Consider the following 18,122-nt stretch of genomic DNA (forward strand, 5'->3'; position numbering starts at 1 on the left):
AAAAGGGTTTCTTTTATTATGCAAATATGGTAAAATATCAGCACAAAGTAAATATTTACTAAATTTAATGTTAGCAATGCTTGAAGGATGAGGAACTATATGGCAACAATTAAGGATATAGCACATATTGCCGGAGTATCACCGACAACCGTATCAAGAGTATTAAGTCAGGATGAAACACTCTCTGTCAGTCAAGAGGTGAGATTGAAAATATTGCGGACGGCCCATGAATTAAAGTATGTATCGCCCAGAGTAAGACACATGCAAGAAAAAGAAAAGCTGGTGATCGGAATTGCGGATTGGCAAATTATTAGACAAGACAGAAAAAATATAAGAATAGCCTCGTTGAATACGATTATGGGAGCAATGTTAAAGAAAATTGATGTTCAGTTTGTCCGGATGGAGAAGAACAAGCCAGGACGGTATGACGGGATTATAGCATTAGGAATTTTTTCACCTGAAGAAATGGAGCAGTTGAAATTACAAAGTATTGCGATTGTATTTATAAATTCGGATGATAAAAATTATGAGTATGATTCAATTATAATGGATTTTAATCGTGGAATAGAAGAAGCATTCGAGTATTTACTCTACAAACGTCAATACCGGACAATCGGATATATTGGGGGCTTATTTAATGATGGGAATATACGTATAGGTTATAGGCGTTTGGAAAGCGTGAAAACACTTTTGCAGCAATATCATTGCCTGGAAGAAAGAAATTTATTTGTTGGAGAGTTCAGTAAAGAAGGCGGCTGCGCTATGGCGAAAAAAGCGATTGAGTCGGGGCATTTGCCGGAAGCCATGCTGCTTGGAAGTGATGAGATTGCAGAAGGAGCCATTGAAGTATTTCAAGAAGCGGGTTTACGTATTCCGAAGGATATTGCGGTCGTAATTTATGAAGATATCAAAACATTAGAATCGAAATGGCAGGAATATACACATATTAGTATGTTCCCGGATATTGTGTGGGAAACAGCAATTAAGCTCTTGCTGGAGCAAATCAGAGAACATCGAGTTGAGAGCATGAAGATCTTACTTCCAGGAAAACTGGTAATGGGAGAAAGTGCATAATTTTTATGATTTACCTGAATTAGTTTTAGATGAACTATTTTCAGGTTTTGATACTAAATCAATGATTGGGGCAAACAATATAACTGGATATTTTGCTGTATCAATAATAAAGGAAAGAGGCGATTAAGTATAAAGCTTAGTCGCTTTTTCTTTGCTCCCAATTTGTAATTTTTACCATACCCTGGACAAAGAGTCTGGGTATGCTTTAAGCTTGTAAGCGCTTGGGTATAATAACAGCTATAGTGAAAAAGAAAGGTAAATAATTAGTAAAATTATTATCAAGTGTGAATAGTCACATTGACATAAAGAAAATCATGATATATAATATAAAATAACATACTAAATATTTAGTAAATTTAAATGAAGCTATACGATGGGAGAGGAGAAAAGATGAAGAAGTTATTTATATTGCTAATGGAGGGAGCGATGCTTTTTTCTCTTGCTGCTTGCGGGGGAAAGCAAACAACGCAAAGCAGCACGGAAGAAATAAGCGGAACGGTAACACTTAAACTTGCGCATAATATGGATTTTGTAACGATACCGGATGCAGTAGCAGCAGCGGCAAAAGCATTAAATGAAAGGTATGCAGCTGAAGGTAAAGATTTGGAAATTGTAATTGAAAAGGATTACCAAAGAATTGGCTGGGATGAATACATGCAAAATATTATGTTTGCGACAAAAAATGGAGATGGTCCAGATATCTTTACTTTTTCAGGGAATATTTTAGATCAAGTAAGAAGCGGACTTTTGCTTGATATCAGTGACATTGATACAAGCAAATTCGTAGAAGGGGCCTTTGATCCGTTTACAGTAGATGGGAAAATCTATTCTATGCCATTTGATGTGCCAACCAGGGCATTATATTATGGGAAGGAGCCTTTAAGAAAACTGGGTTGGACGGATAAAGAAATAGAGGCTTTGCCAAAAAGGATTGCTGATGGAACGTTTACATGGGAGAATTTCATCTCACTTTGCAAGGAAGTGCAAGAAAAAGGAGCGGCAGAGTGGGGGATGCTTCACCGTCCGGGAGCAGGTGATGATTTTCTGGATATATTAAGCCTTTACGGTGGAGATTATTATACAGAAGAAGGAAAGCTGGTAGTAAACCAGGAAGCTATTACAAGCTATTTTCAATTTATGTATGATGCTGCCAATACATGGAACATTACTCCAAAGGATACAACACAGCGTGTTTGGACAGATATTCAGGCTATGGTTGGAGACGGAAGAGCATTTGCTTATTATGGCCCTGTGTTCTCCTCAACCTATATTGCAGATGAAATAAATATGACGCCAGAGGAATTAACGGATATGGTTGGGTTTGCGTTATTTCCAAAATCAGAATATAATGAAAAACCATTTACAGTTGCCGCTCCACAATCAGTAAGTATTAACGCTCATACAAAATATCCTGAAGTCTGTAAAGATTTATTGAAGGAAATCTATGAAGGTGACAGTGTAGAAGCCTTGGCGGTACATGGGGATACAATTTTTTCTTTAGCCTCGGTTAATGCCGCAAACGAAATGGATGCAATCAAACATAATCCTATTTTAGAGAGGATCGGATATATGTCAGATTATGTGAAAACAATTCCTCCGGTCGAAGGGAAAAATGTATTCAGAGATGAGCTTTATAAACAAATCCAATTACTCGAGCTTGGACAAACAACTGCAAAACAGGCATTTGAGGATTTCAAAACTCAGATTGAATTAAATGTGGACGGAGAAGTCATTTTTGAATAAAAAGCAGTGCTTTCAGGAGGGGATTATGACAGAGAAGAAAAGAAATCATATACGAAGGAATCTGCAGGCATATGGTTTTCTTTCACCATTTTTAATTTTAGTGTCTTTGCTTTACATTCTTCCGGCTATTTTGACAATAATTATGGCATTTACGGATCTTGACAGTGCATTTATTTGGGAATTTGTTGGATTAAAGAACTTTAAGAGGATCTTTAAAGATCCTAATACGATCGTAATTATAAAAAATACCTTCCTTTATGTAGGTATAACAATTATATTTACGATTTGTTTGCAGCTGTTTTTTTCAACGCTGACTACATATTTTATCAGAGACGAAAAAAAGGGAAGTTTTTTTAAGGCTTTACTGATGATACCAATGATTACTCCAACTGTAGTATATTCAGTGTTATGGATCTGGTTTTTTGATGCTTCAGAAACAGGAGCGGCTAATCAATTATTGCATGGAGTATTCGGTTTAGGGCCAGTAAACTGGATTGCTGATTATCCGTTTCAAATTGTAATTTTCGCACAGCTTTTAACAAGTGTAGCTTATGGAACAACCATCTATTCCAGCGCCATAAAAAGCATTCCTGAAAATCAATTTAAGGCGGCAAGAGTTGATGGAGCTGGAGAGCTGGAAATATTTAAGCATATTATATTACCAAATTTAAAGCCTCATATTTCTTTTATCTTACTTTGGGAATCGCTTGGTTTATTAACGAATTATACGGCAATTCTGCTGATTACGGATGGGGGACCAGGAATCAAAACAGAAGTATGGGCATTGTCTGCATATCATAAAGCCTTTGGCCAACTGGAGTATGGATATGGATCGGCTATTTCCTTATTGCTGATTTTTGTAGTTGCAGTCATTATGTGCCTGCTTTTAGCCATGAGTGATAAATCAAAAAAGGAGGTTGCACCACGTGAATAAGCATAAGAACGTAGCTTCCCGCGCCAAATTTGAAATCAGGCAGGAGCGCGTCGCGGTAATAATTATGACTCTTTGTATGCTGCCGATTATTTATATTTATGGCAAATTTTTCATATATGCTTTTCTGGATGACAGAACAGGCGCCTGGACGTTAGGGAATTTTAAATTTCTGACAAATTCTGTACAATTAGGGAAAGCAACCATTCAGCCAGTTGGAGCAGCGATGAAAAACACAATCGTGTTTACGGTCATTGTTACATTCTTTGAGGTTACATTCAGCTGTATGGCTGGCTATGCCCTGTCCCGGTTAGAGTTTGTGGGAAAACAGACGATTACACGTTCATTATTGATTCTGCGTATGTTCCCAGGTGTGCTGCTGTTAATTGGAGTAGTTTATGTTTTGATGACTTTGGGGATTGTGGATACGTTATTTGGAGTAATCATTGTTGCGGTGGCATTTAGGCTGCCAGGTTCATCCTTTATCATTCGGAGCTTTTTTGCTCAGGTACCAAGGGATATTGAAAATTCCGCTTTAATTGATGGCTGCAATCGTTTTAGCGCCTTTTTTCAGGTAATTATTTATTTGGTAAAGCCAGGTATCGCGTCAATTTCCATATTTTCATTTATGGCTGCATGGTCCAATTATTTATTGTTTAATGTATTGATTTTTAATTCAAAGACGCCGGTATTAGCTACATACTTGAGAATGGTATCTACAAATGATGAAATGATTGCAGATTATGGAGTATTTTGCGCAATGGCGTTAATTTACATGCTTCCAGTTGTGATTTTCTTCTTAATTTCACAGAAACAGCTGATGGAAGGTAATGTTTCAGGAGGAAAAGGTATATGATTCGTATAGAAGGAATTAGAAAAGAGTTTGGAAAAAACGTAGTTGCGCTGGACAATATTAATCTTAAGATTGAGGATTCTGAGTTTATTGCCCTGCTGGGACCTTCAGGCTGCGGAAAATCAACTACATTAAATTGTATAGCCGGTTTATTAGAGCCTTCTTCAGGGAAAATTTACTTTGATGATGAGGATGTAACAGCTCGTCAGCCCAAAGACAGAAATATCGGGATGGTATTTCAATCTTATGCGTTATACCCACATATGAAGGTAATTGATAATATTGCTTTTTCTTTGAAACAAAAGGGAATGAAAAAGGAAGAGCGTCACAACAAAGCTAGAGAAATTGCAAAGATGCTTCAAATCGAGCAGTATCTAGAGAGGAAGCCGTCTGAATTGTCAGGAGGACAACAGCAGCGGGTATCTATGGCAAGGGCTTTAGTGAAAAATCCTAAAATTTTATTATTAGATGAACCAATGTCCAATCTGGACGCAAGACTTAAAATTGAAATTCGTGACGAAATAAGAAGAATCCAGAGGGAAACGAAAATAACAGCGATTTTGGTAACTCACGATCAGGAAGAAGCAATGTCCATGGCTGATAAAATAGCGATTCTTGATAAAGGGAGCATTCAACAGTTTGACACACCAAAGATGCTGTACCATCATCCTAAAAATTTATTTGTTGCGCATTTTATGGGAAATCCACCTATGAACTTTATTGACGCAGAGCTTGCGAACGAGGGTGGAGCTGTTTATTTAAAGAGTGAATACTTCTATGTGAAGGTGAAAGAAGCCATGAATCAAACACTGCTTAAGTCCGTTGGGAAAAAAGTAGTGCTGGGTGTACGTTCTCATCAGGTTGACGTTTCCTTTAAAGAAAAGGAAGGTTATATTCCCATTCATGTGAGAATGATGGAAAATCTTGGTAAGGAAATTATGATTTCAGGCTATGTAGGTAAGGCCTTTGTTCGAATTACAATGCCGGATCAGCTTGATATAAATTCAGAAGAACTAAATGAGCTTTTTAAAAAGCAGGAAGGAACTGTCTTTATTGGCTTACATTCCGCATACCATGTTTTTGATAAGGAAACAGGCGTTAATCTTACCTGCTAATACAGAATGATAAATAGAGAGGGTATATGATGGATTTAATGGATTTATTAAAGGAATCGTATGGTAAAAAAATCATAGTTGGCGGACATCGAGGTCATAAATCAAATATACGAGAAAATACGATTTCAAACTTTTCTCAATTAGAAGGAAAAAAAATTCCATATATTGAAATTGACGTTCAATTAACAAGGGATTCCTGTGCAGTAATTTATCATGATGTGGATTTGTCACTTCAGACAGAGCTTACTGGTATGATTCGCGATTATACACTGGGAGAACTGAAAGAAAGGTTCGATATATGTACATTGGATGAAGCGGCAGCCTGGTGTAAAGAAAAGCAAATTGGAATTGCCCTGGAAATCAAGCTGCAGCCCTACGCCATGTGGGATGACAGAAAACCACTGGTGAAGGCCCTTGTAGAGGTAATTCAAAAATATGATTTTCACCGGATGTGTTATGTATTTGGGAAAGATTATGAAATGCTGAATTGGATAAAACGTGAGGATTCCAGAATTAATATTGGATTGATCGCTCCCTTTGTACCTAAGAAGCCAGTGGCTTTGATGAACGATATGCAGGCCATTATATACTTGAATTTTGTGGATCAACTTTCCAGAGAGCTGGTAGAGCAATTACATAAAGAGGGATTTCTTGTTGGCGGCTCTGTGGTCAATACAGAAGAGGCGCTTAAGATCGCAGTGGAGCTTGGCGTTGACCTGATTGAGAGTGATGATCCGGAACGAATATTGGGATTATCGGAGGAATGGTATGCTGGCTAACTATCATACACATACCAAATGGTGCAAACATGGCGAGGGGGAAATTGAAGACTATATTCAGGTGGCTCTTGATTATGGATTAAAAGAACTGGCCATCACTGAGCATGTTCCTCATAAGGATAACCTTGATAAGAGAAGGCTTCAATGGGAAGAATTTCCTGCCTTCGATGAAGCGTTAAATAAAGCGATTGATAAATATAAATACAAAATACATATGATCAAAGGATTTGAGTGTGAATATTATCCCGAAGTTATGGATACCTATCGCATGCTGAAAGAGGATTATGGGTATCAGCTTTTCATATTGGGGCAGCATAGAAGCGGAGCAAATCGAGAAATTGATAACTTTGCAAAAAAGGGAATGCAGGAAATGGAGCTATACGCAGATGAAATTTGCAGAGGTATTGAAACAGGACTGTTTGCCTTTTTAGCGCATCCGGATCTGGCAATTCAGGGCTACTCGCCTGGTTGGGATACTAATTGTGAAAAGATTATGCGTCGGATTTATAAAGTATGTGAAGCATTTGATATTCCGGTTGAAATTAATGCCAATGGACTGAGAGATCATCGTTCCTATCCAAGCATAGATGCCTTTCGTTTGTCAACTGAGTACCAACTTAAATATTTAATCAATTCTGACGCCCATACCCCGCAGTGTTTATGTGGTGAAAATATTGTAATGGCGGAAGCCTTTGCTCAAAATTTAAAATTGCCAATTACCGAATTATTACATTTACCGAAATAGAAGGGAGACTTTAAAGCAGGAGATTTAAAGCAGCGATATTTAGCAATAAATAGAGTGATTTGATTTACGGCCTACTTAAATGCTCAGCTATAAGTAGGCTGTTTTTACTAATAACTTATAGAAGAAAGGAAAGAAAATGACATTAGAAACCATAGATTGCTTAAGTAAATTGACGGCTATTTCAATCGTGTTTCGGATTGTTTTGTCAATGTTGTTAGGTGGTGTTTTGGGGTATGAGCGAGGAAAAAAGAGACGTCCGGCTGGATTGAGAACTTATTTAGTTGTATGTATTGGCTCATGCTTAGCTATGATGACTGGCGTATATTTGAATGAGCTGACAGGCGCAGGAGACGCGAGCCGCATAGCAGCTCAAGTAATAAGCGGTATCGGTTTTTTAGGGGCGGGAACCATACTTGTTACCAAGCAAAACCAAGTGAAGGGGCTGACCACGGCGGCTGGGTTATGGGCGGCGGCCTGTATTGGTTTAGCCCTGGGAGCAGGCTTTTACACAGGAGCAATCGTTGGCTTTGTCGCATTGTGGCTGGCATTAGGCATACTGAGCATTATGGACAATCATTTATACATAAATTCCAAGATGATTAATTTATATGGTGAATTTAAGGATATAAGCAGCTTTAGCTTATTTATTTCTGAAGTTAAAAAGGATTCGGGGGTAGTATGTGAAATTGAAACAACGAAAATGAAAAACTTAGATGGATTGAATACCATATCAGCCATTATGACATTAAAATTCAATGAAAAGAAAACGCATTCTCAGATAATTGAAGCATACGGACAAATGAATGGAGTGGTTTTTATAGAAGAATTATAAAAAAGATACATGGATATTTTTTTGTTTTCTAACTGAAAGAATGGACATTATAAATAAATAGACTTATAATTGACATAATTATATAAAAACCTGGAAGGAGACAAAACCATGAGTGAGTGTAACCACGACTGCGGCTCCTGCAGCGCAAGCTGTGATAGCCGTACACCTGATAAACAGCAATTTTTAGAGGCGCTGAATCCGGCCAGTACCGTGAAAAAGGTAATTGGCATCGTAAGTGGAAAGGGAGGGGTAGGGAAATCCCTGGTAACTGCCATGATGGCAGTAAGCTTGAACCGGAAGGGCAGTAAAACAGCCGTTTTGGACGCGGATATCACAGGCCCCTCCATCCCTATGGCATTCGGTATCAGCAGCGACCAAGCTGTAACCTCCCCTGACGGGAAGCTGATGATTCCGGTTAAGTCAATGGAAGGGGTTGAAATTATGTCCTCTAATCTTCTTCTGGATAAGGACACAGATCCGGTTATCTGGAGGGGGCCTGTTATTGCAGGCGCGGTAAGGCAGTTTTGGTCAGAGACGCTATGGCAGGATATTGATTATATGTTTGTGGATATGCCTCCAGGCACGGGAGATGTTCCCTTGACTGTATTTCAGTCCCTGCCTGTAGATGGTATTATTATTGTAACCTCTCCTCAGGAGCTGGTAAGTATGATCGTTTCCAAGGCAGTGAATATGGCTAAAAAAATGGATATCCCGATTGTGGGAATCGTAGAAAATATGAGCTATCTGGAATGTCCTGACTGTAAGAAGCAAATTAGCGTATTTGGAGAAAGCCATGTGGAGGAGGTGGCTCAAGAGCACGGATTAAAGGTGCTGGCAAAGCTCCCCATTGATCCGAAGATTGCCCAGATGGTAGACGCCGGCCGTGTGGAATATCTGGAGCTGCCGTGGCTTGACAGAGCAGTAGAGGCGGTGGAGGGCCTATAACGCAGAAGCGCAAGAGATAATCGATCATGAGGTAAAGCAATGAATATGAATATTAACATGAATCCAAACAGCGAACTCCATCAGTCCATTGTTAATGTGCCGGATCTGGTACAGGTGCCTGAGGTATGGATGAATCAGGCCCGGCAGTTCCAGCAGGCCATGATGAGGTATACCTGCGCCATACGTGAGGTCAAGACAAAGCTGGAGGTGCTCAATGACGAGCTGTCTGTGAAAAACCAGAGAAACCCCATTGAAATGATTAAATCCAGGGTAAAAAAGCCTATGAGCATTTTGGAAAAGCTGCAGAGAAGGGGTGTTGAGGTTTCTCTGGAGTCGATGGAAAAGAATCTGGATGACGTGGCCGGAATCCGCATTATCTGCTCCTTTGTGGATGATATATATGAGGTAGCGGAGATGCTGGTGCGTCAGGATGACGTCACTGTAATTGCTGTAAAGGATTATATAAAGAATCCCAAACCCAACGGCTACCGAAGCTATCATATGATTGTGGAGATTCCCGTATTTTTTTCTGATAGTAAGAAGCCGATAAGGGTGGAGGTGCAAATCCGAACCATTGCAATGGATTTCTGGGCAAGCCTGGAACATCAGCTTAAGTACAAAAAATCGTTGATTGATGAGAACGGAGGGATCAGCAGTCAGCTGAAGGCCTGTGCTGATGTCATCTCCGACACGGATCAGAAGATGCTTATGATACGAAAGCAGATCGAGGCCCAGGGAGTCAAAGTGAGCAAGGAATAGGATAAGTCAGGTCAATTACAAGGGCACAATCTTAAGGAGGCGGGAAGCTGACAAAAAACTTACGCTAGTAAAGGTAATAGGCCAGAGCTTCAACGATAGAAAAGCCGGCTTTTTTGTACAGGCACAGCGCCCCTTCATTGGTTTCTGAAACCTGAAGGAGTAGAGCTTTATAGCCTCTTGCTCCCAGCCATTGTGCAAGTTGGTTTAAGAATTGAAGGGCTAGACCCTGACGGCGGTATTCCGGCCGGGTTTCAAGTGCAAACAGGTATACACTGCTTCCCTGAATCATAAGATGGCAGGTGACTGCCGGAGGCCCTAAAGCGGTGCTATTGGAATCAGCCTTTTGCGAAAGTATGCCGCAGGAAGAATCAGAATTGCCATGCTTTGGTGGCGTGGGATAAGCTACATGCAGTGCTTTCGTCTGAAAGGAGGCGCCGGGCCATGCCCGCACGGTAACAGTCCCTTCTTCCATGGGATATTCCTCAAATGCGTCAGGCTCCCTATAAAATTGAAGCTCCATACAGCCGGTTCTATCCTGGAATCCAACGGAAGAGGAAAGGGGGAGACGCATCAGATATTCGCTGTGAGAATAGGCAGCATTCAAATGCTTAAGTATGTTCAATGCCTGGGGACACCGTTTATCTGTTACAAAGGCCAGCACAGGCTCTCCGTTTTCCAGGCTGTAATCCCAGACCCGATCCAGAAGCTGCGAAAAATACCCTTTTCCCCGGCGATCCGGGCAGGTAAAGGCAGAACATTCCCATAATCCTTTATCTATTTTACAGACAGCGAAATATGCAGCCACAGTCTTACATTCATCTTCAAGAATCCAGTATTCGTCGCCTTCCGCAGGGAAGGAGAGGGTAAGATTGTCAGACAGCCTGCACTGGTTGGTAAGATGGATCAGGGCCTGGGTCTCCCTTGGGGATAAGGTATGTGTATGACGAATGTACATAGGTGAACCTCCGGGTTTTTACGTAAAAGAAATATTCATGCTTATGCGGTGCTGGATCTGAAGCAAGTATATCATAAGCATGGTCTGCAATCAATGCTGTACCGGCAGGAGCAAGACGGATTGTCTGTAGCTGAGGTCTGCAAAGGAAGGTCAGAAAAAACAGCATCCTTATTACGAAGGACATGGAAATGAATGGCTATTTGAGCGGATTGTATTTCTTATGTTTTTCGTGGCCTATGCCTTGAATCTGGAATTATGAGGTGGTAGAATATAGGCCGTGTGCAGGTCTCCTTCCAACAGCTTGCTGGGAAGGAGACCCTTTGCGGCAGCGCCTGATGGACATGAGAGCATGCTCCTTTGGCGTGCTGCCTGTGCAAATAACAGCAGCAGGAGGATAAAGGTACAGGATGAAATACGTAAAGCAGATAGGTGTTATTTTAGGAATTACTATGCTGGGAGAAGTGTTGTATGTGGTTCTGCCTCTGCCGGTACCGGCAGGGGTTTATGGGCTTTTTCTTATGCTGGGCGCTTTGATAAGCGGCTTAGTGAAGCTGGAGAGCGTGGAAGGAACGGGAAACTTCCTTCTTGATACGATGTCCATGATGTTTATACCTGCAACGGTGGGCATCGTGGAAAGCTTTGGGGAAGTAAAGAAGGTGCTTGTTCCTTTTTTGGTAATTATAGCAGTTTCCACCATCCTGGTTATGATTGTTACAGGGAATATCGCTCAGTGGGTCATTGGCCGGAGCGGACAGGAAGAGGCTGCAAATGCCCTGGGAGTCCAGACCTTTAAAGCGTCAGAGGAAAAGGAGGGGATATAGGATGAGAGACAGTATCAGAGAAATACTTGGACAGTCACAGTATTTCGGCCTGGTCTTAAGCATAGGAGCCTATCTGTTTAGCTGCTGGCTGAAAAATAAAACAGGGCTTGCAGTTTTAAACCCGCTTTTAGTTGCTTCTGCATTGATTATTGGCTGTATTGTGGGAGTAGGAATGGATTATGAGACATATAATAAGGGTGCGGGATATTTAAGCTGGCTTCTGACGCCGGCTACGGTCTGTCTGGCTATTCCTCTGTACAAGCAGCTTCATCTCCTAAAAAAGCATAAAGCTGCTGTAGCTGCTGGAATTGTCTCAGGGGTAGGAACCAGCGCTGTAAGTATTTTTCTTATGTGCCGGGTTCTGGGAATGAGCCATACTCAATATGTAACGTTGCTGCCCAAGTCCATTACAACGGCAATCGGTATGGGGGTAAGCCAGGAGGCAGGAGGAATTGTTACACTGACGGTTGTGAGCATTATCCTCACAGGGGTGATTGGAAATATGGCGGGGGAGGCAATCATGAAGCGCTTTCATATCTGCCATCCGGTGGCAAAGGGCCTGGCTCTGGGCACCAGCGCCCATGCGGTAGGAACTGCAAAGGCGCTGGAGATGGGGGAAATAGAGGGAGCCATGAGCAGCCTTTCCATTGCAGTGGCAGGCCTTATGACTGTTATTGTAGTGCCCATAGCGGCAGGATGGCTATAGAGGCTTCGAAGATGAAAGGAGTTGTAAGTATGGTGAAACGAAAGGATGCAGCTGAAAAGGACACCTGGAGGCTGGAGGATATGGTTGCTGATGATGGAACCTGGGAGCGGCTGTTTAGGGAAGCCTCGGAGAAGGTATCTGGGTTTGAGAAATATAAGGAAAGGCTGAAGGAATCCCCGGATACGCTCTATTGCTGTCTTTTGATGGAGGATGAGCTGTCAAAAAATATAGAGCTTCTCTATGTATATGCCAGGATGCGTTCGGACGAGGATACGGCGGATCAGAAGTACCAGGATATGTTTTCAAGAGCTCAGTCTCTTTCCTTTCTATGGGCAGAGCGTTCTTCCTTTCTTATACCAGAAATTCTGGCAATGGATTCAGCGGTTTTGGAAGAGTATAGAAGCTCCGGCAACGGAATCAGCCATTTTGACCGTGTATTTGAGCAAATTCTGGCAAAACGCAGCCATACGCTTTCAAAAGAGATGGAGGAGCTATTGGCTCAATCCTATGAGGCGACCCAGGGGGCCAGTCAGATATTTACCATGTTTAACAATGCGGATATAAAATTCCCGGTGATTACAGGGGAGCATGGAGAAGCGCTTCCAATTACCCACGGCAGCTATAGTTCCCTTATGGAGAATCAGGATCGGAGAATCCGAAGGGACGCTTTTGAGGGGCTGTACCAGGTGTATAAGCAGTATTCCAACACATTGGCGGCTGCCTTTGCTGCCAATATAAAGCAGGCAGTATTTTATGCCAAAGCGAAAAAATATGCTTCCAGCAGGCAGTATTACCTGGCGGAAAATGAAGTTCCAGAGGCTGTATACGATAATCTGGTTCAGACTGTGAGAGAAAATCTTCACCTTCTTCACAGATATACAGGAATTAGAAAGCGGGTTCTGGGGGTAGATGAGCTTCACATGTATGATCTGTATGTGCCTATGGTGGCGGCAGTGGATCGGCATTATACCTTTGACGAGGCAAAGGAGATAGTGAAGAAGGGACTTGAGCCCTTAGGCAGTGAATATTTGCAGCTCTTGCAGGAGGGCTTTGACAACCGCTGGATCGATGTGTACGAAAATGAAGGAAAGCGCAGCGGAGCCTATTCCTGGGGGGCCTACGGAAGCCATCCCTATGTTCTGCTGAATTTTCATGGCACCTTAAATGATGTATTCACTCTTGCCCATGAGATGGGGCACTCCCTCCATTCCTGGTATTCGGATCACAATCAGCCCTTTACCTATGCCGGATATAAGATTTTTGTGGCAGAGGTTGCTTCTACCTGCAATGAGGCTCTGCTGATCCGCCATTTGTTAAAGAACCCGTCGGGATCTGAGGAAAAGGCGTATCTGCTGAACCATTTCCTGGAAAGCTTTCGTGGAACTTTGTTCAGGCAGACTATGTTTGCGGAGTTTGAATATATGGCTCACATAAAGGGCGCAGAGGGTGAAAGTCTGACTGCTCAACGGCTGTGTCAGCTCTACCGCCAGCTGAATGAGGAGTATTTTGGGCCGGAAATGACGGTGGATAACCAGATTGACTATGAGTGGGAGCGGATACCTCATTTCTATACGCCTTTTTATGTGTATCAGTATGCCACAGGGTTCTCAGCGGCTGTAGCAATCAGCAGTAAAATTATAAGGGGAGAGGAAGGAGCGCTGGAGGGCTATAAGAAGTTTTTAAGGGGGGGATGCTCCATGAAGCCAATCGAGCTTTTGCGGCTTTGCGGTGTGGATATGTCCTCACCGGAGCCGGTGAGGGAAGCCTTGACCTTTTTCGGAGCGCTTTTAGATGAATTTGAGAAATGCTGGCAGCAAAGACCATAGGGGGATTTATGACTGAAAGCACAGCTGGAATACCTGCTTGTGAGGAGAGGATTAAAAAAAGAGCAGATTTAACAGAGGGAAGGCCTGGAAGAAGCCTTCTCCTTTTTGCTATTCCCATGATTCTTGGTAATTTGTTCCAGCAGTTTTACAATATGGCAGATTCCATGATTGTGGGTAATTTTGTGGGGGAGGAAGCCCTGGCAGCTGTAGGGGCTTCCTATGCCTTGACCAATGTGTTTATTATGATAGCCATTGGGGGAGGTAACGGTGCGTCGGTACTGACCTCCCAGTATCTGGGAGCCAGACAGCATGGAAGGATGAAAACCTCCATTTCTACCGCTCTTATAACCTTTTTCTGCCTAAGCATCCTGCTGGGAAGCCTGGGTTTTTTACTAAATGGCTGGATTTTAAAAACTCTGGGTACTCCCTCAAATGTGCTGGGACAAGCCCGGCTGTATTTGGGAATCTATTTTCTGGGACTCCCCTTCCTGTTTATGTATAATGTACTTGCCTCAGTTTTTAATGCTCTGGGGGATTCCAGGACGCCCTTGTATCTGCTGATATTTTCATCGGTTCTCAATGTGATTTTGGATATTCTCTCTGTCGCCTGGCTGGGAATGGGAGTGGATGGCGTAGCCGCTGCGACCGTAATGGCCCAGGGGGTGCCGGCTTTGATTTCTTTTTGTATTCTGCTTAGAAAGCTGAAAGGATATGAGACAAGTCCCCAAGATCGTTTTCAGATTTACGACATGAGGATGCTGCTGGGCGGCGCTAAAATTGCGGTGCCTTCGATTCTTCAGCAGTCCATCGTGTCCATTGGAATGCTTTTAGTACAGTCTGTGGTAAATCGTTTCGGCTCAGGCGCACTGGCAGGCTATTCTGCAGGAAGCCGAATCGAATCCATCTGTATTGTGCCTATGATTGCCACAGGAAATGCTATGGCTACCTTTACAGCTCAGAATATGGGAGCGGGAAAGATGGAGCGGGTAAAGGCTGGATACCGGGCCAGCTACAGGATTGTGGCAGGTTTTGGCCTCTTGACGGCTGCTGCCGTTGGATTCTTTAACGGGCCTATGATAGCTGCCTTTCTGGGCGGAGAGATAAGTCCCGATGCCTATAGGGTAGGTACGGGCTATCTATCCTTTGTGGCCTGGTTTATAATTTTTATGGGACTGAAGGCATCTGCGGACGGAGTACTGAGAGGCGCCGGAGATGTGCTGGTGTTTACTCTTGCAAACCTGGTGAACCTAGGAATTCGGGTGTATGTGGCCTTTCACTTTGCGCCTGTATGGGGGGTGGCGGCTGTATGGTATGCGGTACCAATGGGGTGGATAGCTAACTATGTGATATCATGTTCCAGATACCTTTCAGGAAGCTGGAGGACGAAAAAGGTTATCTGAATGGGAGGATACAAAAAGGAGGATTTTTGGACAAACACATTCAGATAAGGAAGCGGAAGGGCTGCATCACAAAGCCTACAATGCTCCAGGCAATTCTCTTGTAAAGGGGAACGGGGGCGACGGTGACGTGCTCCGGTATCTCATAGGAGCCGTCTGCCAGAAGCCGGCGGCAGTCAGCCTGATAGGAATCCATGTAGCCGGAAAGCTCCTTTGTCAGCTGAGGGCTTTGAATTACAAGCATCAGCTCTGTATCCAGGTAGGTGCTGCGCAGGTCAAAATTGTAGGAGCCCACGGCGCAGAGCTCGTCGTCAATAACGACCGATTTTCCATGATAGGAAAGGCCTCCGTCGTATTCGTAGATGGTCATGCCGGTGCGGATAAATTGCTTCTTGTGTCTGGGATAGTCGCTGGAAGCAAAAAAGTTGTCGCCGTTTTCTACGGAATTGAGCATCATAGTGACTGGAACTCTGGCTGCAACTTCGGTCATGGTACGGTACATATCATCATTAAATACTGCGTAGGGGGTGTGAATGGTCACATCCTTTTTTGCGTTTTTCATCAGATGGGTCAGGGTGTAGAATACCACGGGCTCCTTGCTATAGATGGTGGTGGGGTTGGAGACCAGAGTAATTTTGCCGGTGGGAACAGTGTGCGTCTGGTAATAGGACAGGGCGCTGGAGCCGTTCAGTTCCGGCTTCTGTTCTTCTGGTGTCTGGCAATTAACACAGGACAGAAGTGTTGGATAGCTGGCGGCCAGATCCTCGTAGCGTGCTTCCAACAGGCTGATATAGCTTGCGATAGAAGTTTGTTGGGCCAGAGCTTCACGATCGTGGAACAGGGAGGTAATCTTTAGATTCCATACCTGATTAAAATAGGACTCCACCTGGTAGAGGGAGCTTTGTTTTCCTTTTTCTGTTCCGTGGGCTGTGTTATAGACTAAAACCTCCCGGTCATGGCTTCGGGAATTGGTGGGATAGGAGCCAATAAAATAATCGAAGGTGTTGCGTCCCCCCAGGATATATCCATAATCGTCTACAATAACATATTTATCGTGCATCCGTCCCTGGCTGGTCCAGGGTGTCAGAAGGTTCATTTTGTTATAAATTTTGATTTCCACATTGGGGTGGCTGGAAAGGGCGTAAAAGAGCTTATTGGGTTCCATGCGTACCAGCCCGGAAAAGCCGTCCACTAAAATCTGTACCTTTACTCCCTCCTGGGCCTTATGGAGAAGCACCGACATAATATCCCTGGGACTTTCCCCATCCCGGAAATCGAAGGTAGACAAAATAATCCGCTTCCTGGCCAGGCTCATGAGACGCATACGCTCATCCCAGGCGCTCTGGTTAGTTTCCAGAAGCATAGCCCGATCGCAGCTTGGTTCATCCTGATAGAAATCTGCTGTTTGGATAGCTTCTTTTGTATCTTCGGCAACAGATTTAGAGCGGAAGAAGGGCGCAGCTGCTCCGGCCACGAGATAAAGAAAGAAAGCCAGCAAAAGGTAGGCAGCCAGGTGCTTTTTGAGCCAGGAACTAATCATAAAAAACTCCTTTTACATAGTTTTAAAAGATAATGAAGCTACTATACTAAGAATCAGACTGAAAGTCAATGCGTAAGTTAAGGGAAGGGTTTCATATTGGAAGAGCTTTCTTTGAGACTGATGAAAAACTTGACAGGGGGAACCGAAGAAAGCAGAAGGAGAAGTTAATAATAAGTGAATTTTTAAGACAAATTAAAAAAGATAGATTAGTATTGGGATAATCCTAGTAATTATCAGGAAATAGATGTATAATAATATTAATAAAGTAATATTTATAACTTTCAAAAAGAATTGATGGGATAATTTTGAAAGGAGGTATGATTATGTGCCACAAGATAGAACAGCTGAGAAGGATACTGGATAACAGCAAATATACGGTGGCTCTCTGCGGATCAGGGATGATGGAAGAGGGCGGCTTTATAGGAATTAAAAAGCAGGATAAGGCCTATGATATAGAAAGCCGGTATGGTTACTGCGTGGAAGAAATGTATTCCAGCGCTTTCTACAACACCCGTCCGGAACAGTTTTTTGAATTTTATAAAAAGGAAATGCTGCTCCGTGCTCCAAAGGATACAGCCACAGGTCCGGCTTTGGCTGCTATGGAGCAGGCAGGAAGACTTCAGTGCGTGATTGACAGCAATATCTATGATAAAGCCCACAGAGGCGGCTGCCGCCGTGTGATCAATCTCCATGGCTCCATTTATGAGAATCAATGTCCCAGATGTAAGAAGAAATATTCTCTCGCATATATACTGGACGCGAAACGGGTACCGCTCTGTGATGAATGTAACGTTCCGGTGCGTCCTATGATATCTCTTATCGGAGAGATGGTAGACAGTCAGAATATGACTCAAACTACGGAGGAGATAACCAAGTCGGACACTCTGCTTCTTCTGGGAACCACCATGGCTTCTGAGGTGTTTCGGCAATATATTAAGTATTTTTCAGGGAGAAGCCTGGTGATCATCCACAAGGCGCCTCATTATTCAGATAAGGAAGCCACCATGGTAATTCTGGATCATCCTATGAATGTGCTTCCTCTTCTGGGATATGAGGAAAAGAAACAGGCAGAATCAAACGCATCCAGCTAAAAAAAGGCGA

17 protein-coding genes are annotated in these 18,122 nt (G+C 43.0%); 15 read left to right on the forward strand and 2 right to left on the reverse strand.

Going from position 1 to position 18,122, the window contains the following annotated elements; all coding sequences use genetic code 11:
• Positions 1 to 99: 99 nt before the first annotated feature.
• From FYJ39_RS02895 to FYJ39_RS02940, 10 genes are all read left to right on the forward strand, one after another.
• Positions 100 to 1,074 (forward strand): LacI family DNA-binding transcriptional regulator, encoded by a 975-nt coding sequence (locus FYJ39_RS02895; protein ID WP_154470958.1) that lies wholly within the window; start codon positions 100 to 102, stop codon positions 1,072 to 1,074.
• Positions 1,075 to 1,464: 390 nt separating this feature from the next.
• Positions 1,465 to 2,817, forward strand: coding sequence for an ABC transporter substrate-binding protein (locus tag FYJ39_RS02900; protein ID WP_195840362.1), 1,353 nt, complete (start codon positions 1,465 to 1,467; stop codon positions 2,815 to 2,817).
• Positions 2,818 to 2,842: 25 nt separating this feature from the next.
• Entirely contained in the window at positions 2,843 to 3,751 is a 909-nt protein-coding gene (locus FYJ39_RS02905; protein ID WP_154470960.1) for a carbohydrate ABC transporter permease, read from the forward strand.
• Entirely contained in the window at positions 3,744 to 4,604 is an 861-nt protein-coding gene (locus FYJ39_RS02910) for a carbohydrate ABC transporter permease (RefSeq protein ID WP_328597512.1), read from the forward strand. The genes FYJ39_RS02905 and FYJ39_RS02910 overlap by 8 nt, the downstream gene beginning before the upstream one ends.
• Positions 4,601 to 5,716, forward strand: a complete 1,116-nt coding sequence (locus FYJ39_RS02915; protein WP_154470961.1) for an ABC transporter ATP-binding protein — start codon at positions 4,601 to 4,603, stop codon at positions 5,714 to 5,716. The genes FYJ39_RS02910 and FYJ39_RS02915 overlap by 4 nt, the downstream gene beginning before the upstream one ends.
• Positions 5,717 to 5,742: 26 nt before the next feature.
• The gene (locus FYJ39_RS02920) at positions 5,743 to 6,495 is read left to right on the forward strand and encodes a glycerophosphodiester phosphodiesterase (protein ID WP_154470962.1); all 753 of its coding nucleotides are present in this window, start codon (positions 5,743 to 5,745) and stop codon (positions 6,493 to 6,495) included.
• Positions 6,485 to 7,240: a PHP domain-containing protein gene (locus tag FYJ39_RS02925; protein ID WP_195840363.1), complete on the forward strand. Its 756-nt coding sequence runs from the start codon at positions 6,485 to 6,487 to the stop codon at positions 7,238 to 7,240. Before FYJ39_RS02920 ends, FYJ39_RS02925 begins: the two co-directional genes overlap by 11 nt.
• Positions 7,241 to 7,376: 136 nt before the next feature.
• Positions 7,377 to 8,072: an MgtC/SapB family protein gene (locus tag FYJ39_RS02930; protein WP_154470964.1), complete on the forward strand. Its 696-nt coding sequence runs from the start codon at positions 7,377 to 7,379 to the stop codon at positions 8,070 to 8,072.
• A 108-nt stretch (positions 8,073 to 8,180) separates the two neighbouring features.
• Entirely contained in the window at positions 8,181 to 9,017 is an 837-nt protein-coding gene (locus FYJ39_RS02935; protein WP_154470965.1) for an Mrp/NBP35 family ATP-binding protein, read from the forward strand.
• A 45-nt stretch (positions 9,018 to 9,062) separates the two neighbouring features.
• On the forward strand, positions 9,063 to 9,776 hold the full coding sequence (locus FYJ39_RS02940; RefSeq protein WP_154471123.1) for a GTP pyrophosphokinase: 714 nt from the start codon (positions 9,063 to 9,065) through the stop codon (positions 9,774 to 9,776).
• Between the two features lie 64 nt (positions 9,777 to 9,840).
• Here the strand turns inward: FYJ39_RS02940 and FYJ39_RS02945 are convergent, their stop codons facing one another.
• On the reverse strand, positions 9,841 to 10,731 hold the full coding sequence (locus tag FYJ39_RS02945) for a GNAT family N-acetyltransferase (RefSeq protein WP_154470966.1): 891 nt from the start codon (positions 10,729 to 10,731) through the stop codon (positions 9,841 to 9,843).
• Positions 10,732 to 11,138: 407 nt separating this feature from the next.
• On the opposite strand from FYJ39_RS02945, the gene FYJ39_RS02950 reads away from it, so the two are divergent.
• The 4 genes from FYJ39_RS02950 to FYJ39_RS02965 are packed head-to-tail and all read left to right on the forward strand — an operon-like array spanning position 11,139 to position 15,484.
• Positions 11,139 to 11,552 carry a CidA/LrgA family protein gene (locus tag FYJ39_RS02950; RefSeq protein ID WP_154470967.1) on the forward strand — a complete coding sequence of 138 codons (414 nt, stop codon included), beginning with the start codon at positions 11,139 to 11,141 and terminating at the stop codon, positions 11,550 to 11,552.
• A gap of 1 nt (position 11,553) precedes the next feature.
• Entirely contained in the window at positions 11,554 to 12,258 is a 705-nt protein-coding gene (locus FYJ39_RS02955; RefSeq protein ID WP_154470968.1) for an LrgB family protein, read from the forward strand.
• A 29-nt stretch (positions 12,259 to 12,287) separates the two neighbouring features.
• Positions 12,288 to 14,084 (forward strand): oligoendopeptidase F, encoded by a 1,797-nt coding sequence (pepF, locus tag FYJ39_RS02960; protein ID WP_154470969.1) that lies wholly within the window; start codon positions 12,288 to 12,290, stop codon positions 14,082 to 14,084.
• A gap of 8 nt (positions 14,085 to 14,092) precedes the next feature.
• Complete coding sequence (locus FYJ39_RS02965) at positions 14,093 to 15,484, forward strand: MATE family efflux transporter (protein ID WP_154470970.1); 1,392 nt, start codon at positions 14,093 to 14,095, stop codon at positions 15,482 to 15,484.
• 40 nt (positions 15,485 to 15,524) lie between these two features.
• On the opposite strand, the gene FYJ39_RS02970 is transcribed toward FYJ39_RS02965, so the two are convergent.
• Positions 15,525 to 17,021 (reverse strand): phospholipase D family protein, encoded by a 1,497-nt coding sequence (locus tag FYJ39_RS02970; protein ID WP_154470971.1) that lies wholly within the window; start codon positions 17,019 to 17,021, stop codon positions 15,525 to 15,527.
• 323 nt (positions 17,022 to 17,344) lie between these two features.
• Between FYJ39_RS02970 and FYJ39_RS02975 the strand changes: the two genes are divergently transcribed.
• Positions 17,345 to 18,112, forward strand: coding sequence for an SIR2 family NAD-dependent protein deacylase (locus FYJ39_RS02975; RefSeq protein WP_154470972.1), 768 nt, complete (start codon positions 17,345 to 17,347; stop codon positions 18,110 to 18,112).
• Positions 18,113 to 18,122 lie beyond the last annotated feature (10 nt).

It is taken from the genome of Clostridium porci (assembly GCF_009696375.1).
GTDB classification, from domain to species: Bacteria; Bacillota; Clostridia; order Lachnospirales; family Lachnospiraceae; genus Enterocloster; species Enterocloster porci.

Coding starts and splice junctions, on each gene's coding strand:
- FYJ39_RS02935 (WP_154470965.1), top strand. CDS start 8,181: ATGAGTGAGTGTAACCACGACTGCGGCTCCTGCAGCGCAAGCTGTGAT.
- FYJ39_RS02970 (WP_154470971.1), bottom strand. CDS start 17,021: ATGATTAGTTCCTGGCTCAAAAAGCACCTGGCTGCCTACCTTTTGCTG.
- FYJ39_RS02895 (WP_154470958.1), top strand. CDS start 100: ATGGCAACAATTAAGGATATAGCACATATTGCCGGAGTATCACCGACA.
- FYJ39_RS02905 (WP_154470960.1), top strand. CDS start 2,843: ATGACAGAGAAGAAAAGAAATCATATACGAAGGAATCTGCAGGCATAT.
- FYJ39_RS02955 (WP_154470968.1), top strand. CDS start 11,554: ATGAGAGACAGTATCAGAGAAATACTTGGACAGTCACAGTATTTCGGC.
- FYJ39_RS02925 (WP_195840363.1), top strand. CDS start 6,485: ATGCTGGCTAACTATCATACACATACCAAATGGTGCAAACATGGCGAG.
- FYJ39_RS02930 (WP_154470964.1), top strand. CDS start 7,377: ATGACATTAGAAACCATAGATTGCTTAAGTAAATTGACGGCTATTTCA.
- FYJ39_RS02920 (WP_154470962.1), top strand. CDS start 5,743: ATGATGGATTTAATGGATTTATTAAAGGAATCGTATGGTAAAAAAATC.
- FYJ39_RS02965 (WP_154470970.1), top strand. CDS start 14,093: ATGACTGAAAGCACAGCTGGAATACCTGCTTGTGAGGAGAGGATTAAA.
- FYJ39_RS02945 (WP_154470966.1), bottom strand. CDS start 10,731: ATGTACATTCGTCATACACATACCTTATCCCCAAGGGAGACCCAGGCC.
- pepF (WP_154470969.1), top strand. CDS start 12,288: ATGGTGAAACGAAAGGATGCAGCTGAAAAGGACACCTGGAGGCTGGAG.
- FYJ39_RS02900 (WP_195840362.1), top strand. CDS start 1,465: ATGAAGAAGTTATTTATATTGCTAATGGAGGGAGCGATGCTTTTTTCT.
- FYJ39_RS02940 (WP_154471123.1), top strand. CDS start 9,063: ATGAATATTAACATGAATCCAAACAGCGAACTCCATCAGTCCATTGTT.
- FYJ39_RS02950 (WP_154470967.1), top strand. CDS start 11,139: ATGAAATACGTAAAGCAGATAGGTGTTATTTTAGGAATTACTATGCTG.
- FYJ39_RS02975 (WP_154470972.1), top strand. CDS start 17,345: ATGTGCCACAAGATAGAACAGCTGAGAAGGATACTGGATAACAGCAAA.
- FYJ39_RS02915 (WP_154470961.1), top strand. CDS start 4,601: ATGATTCGTATAGAAGGAATTAGAAAAGAGTTTGGAAAAAACGTAGTT.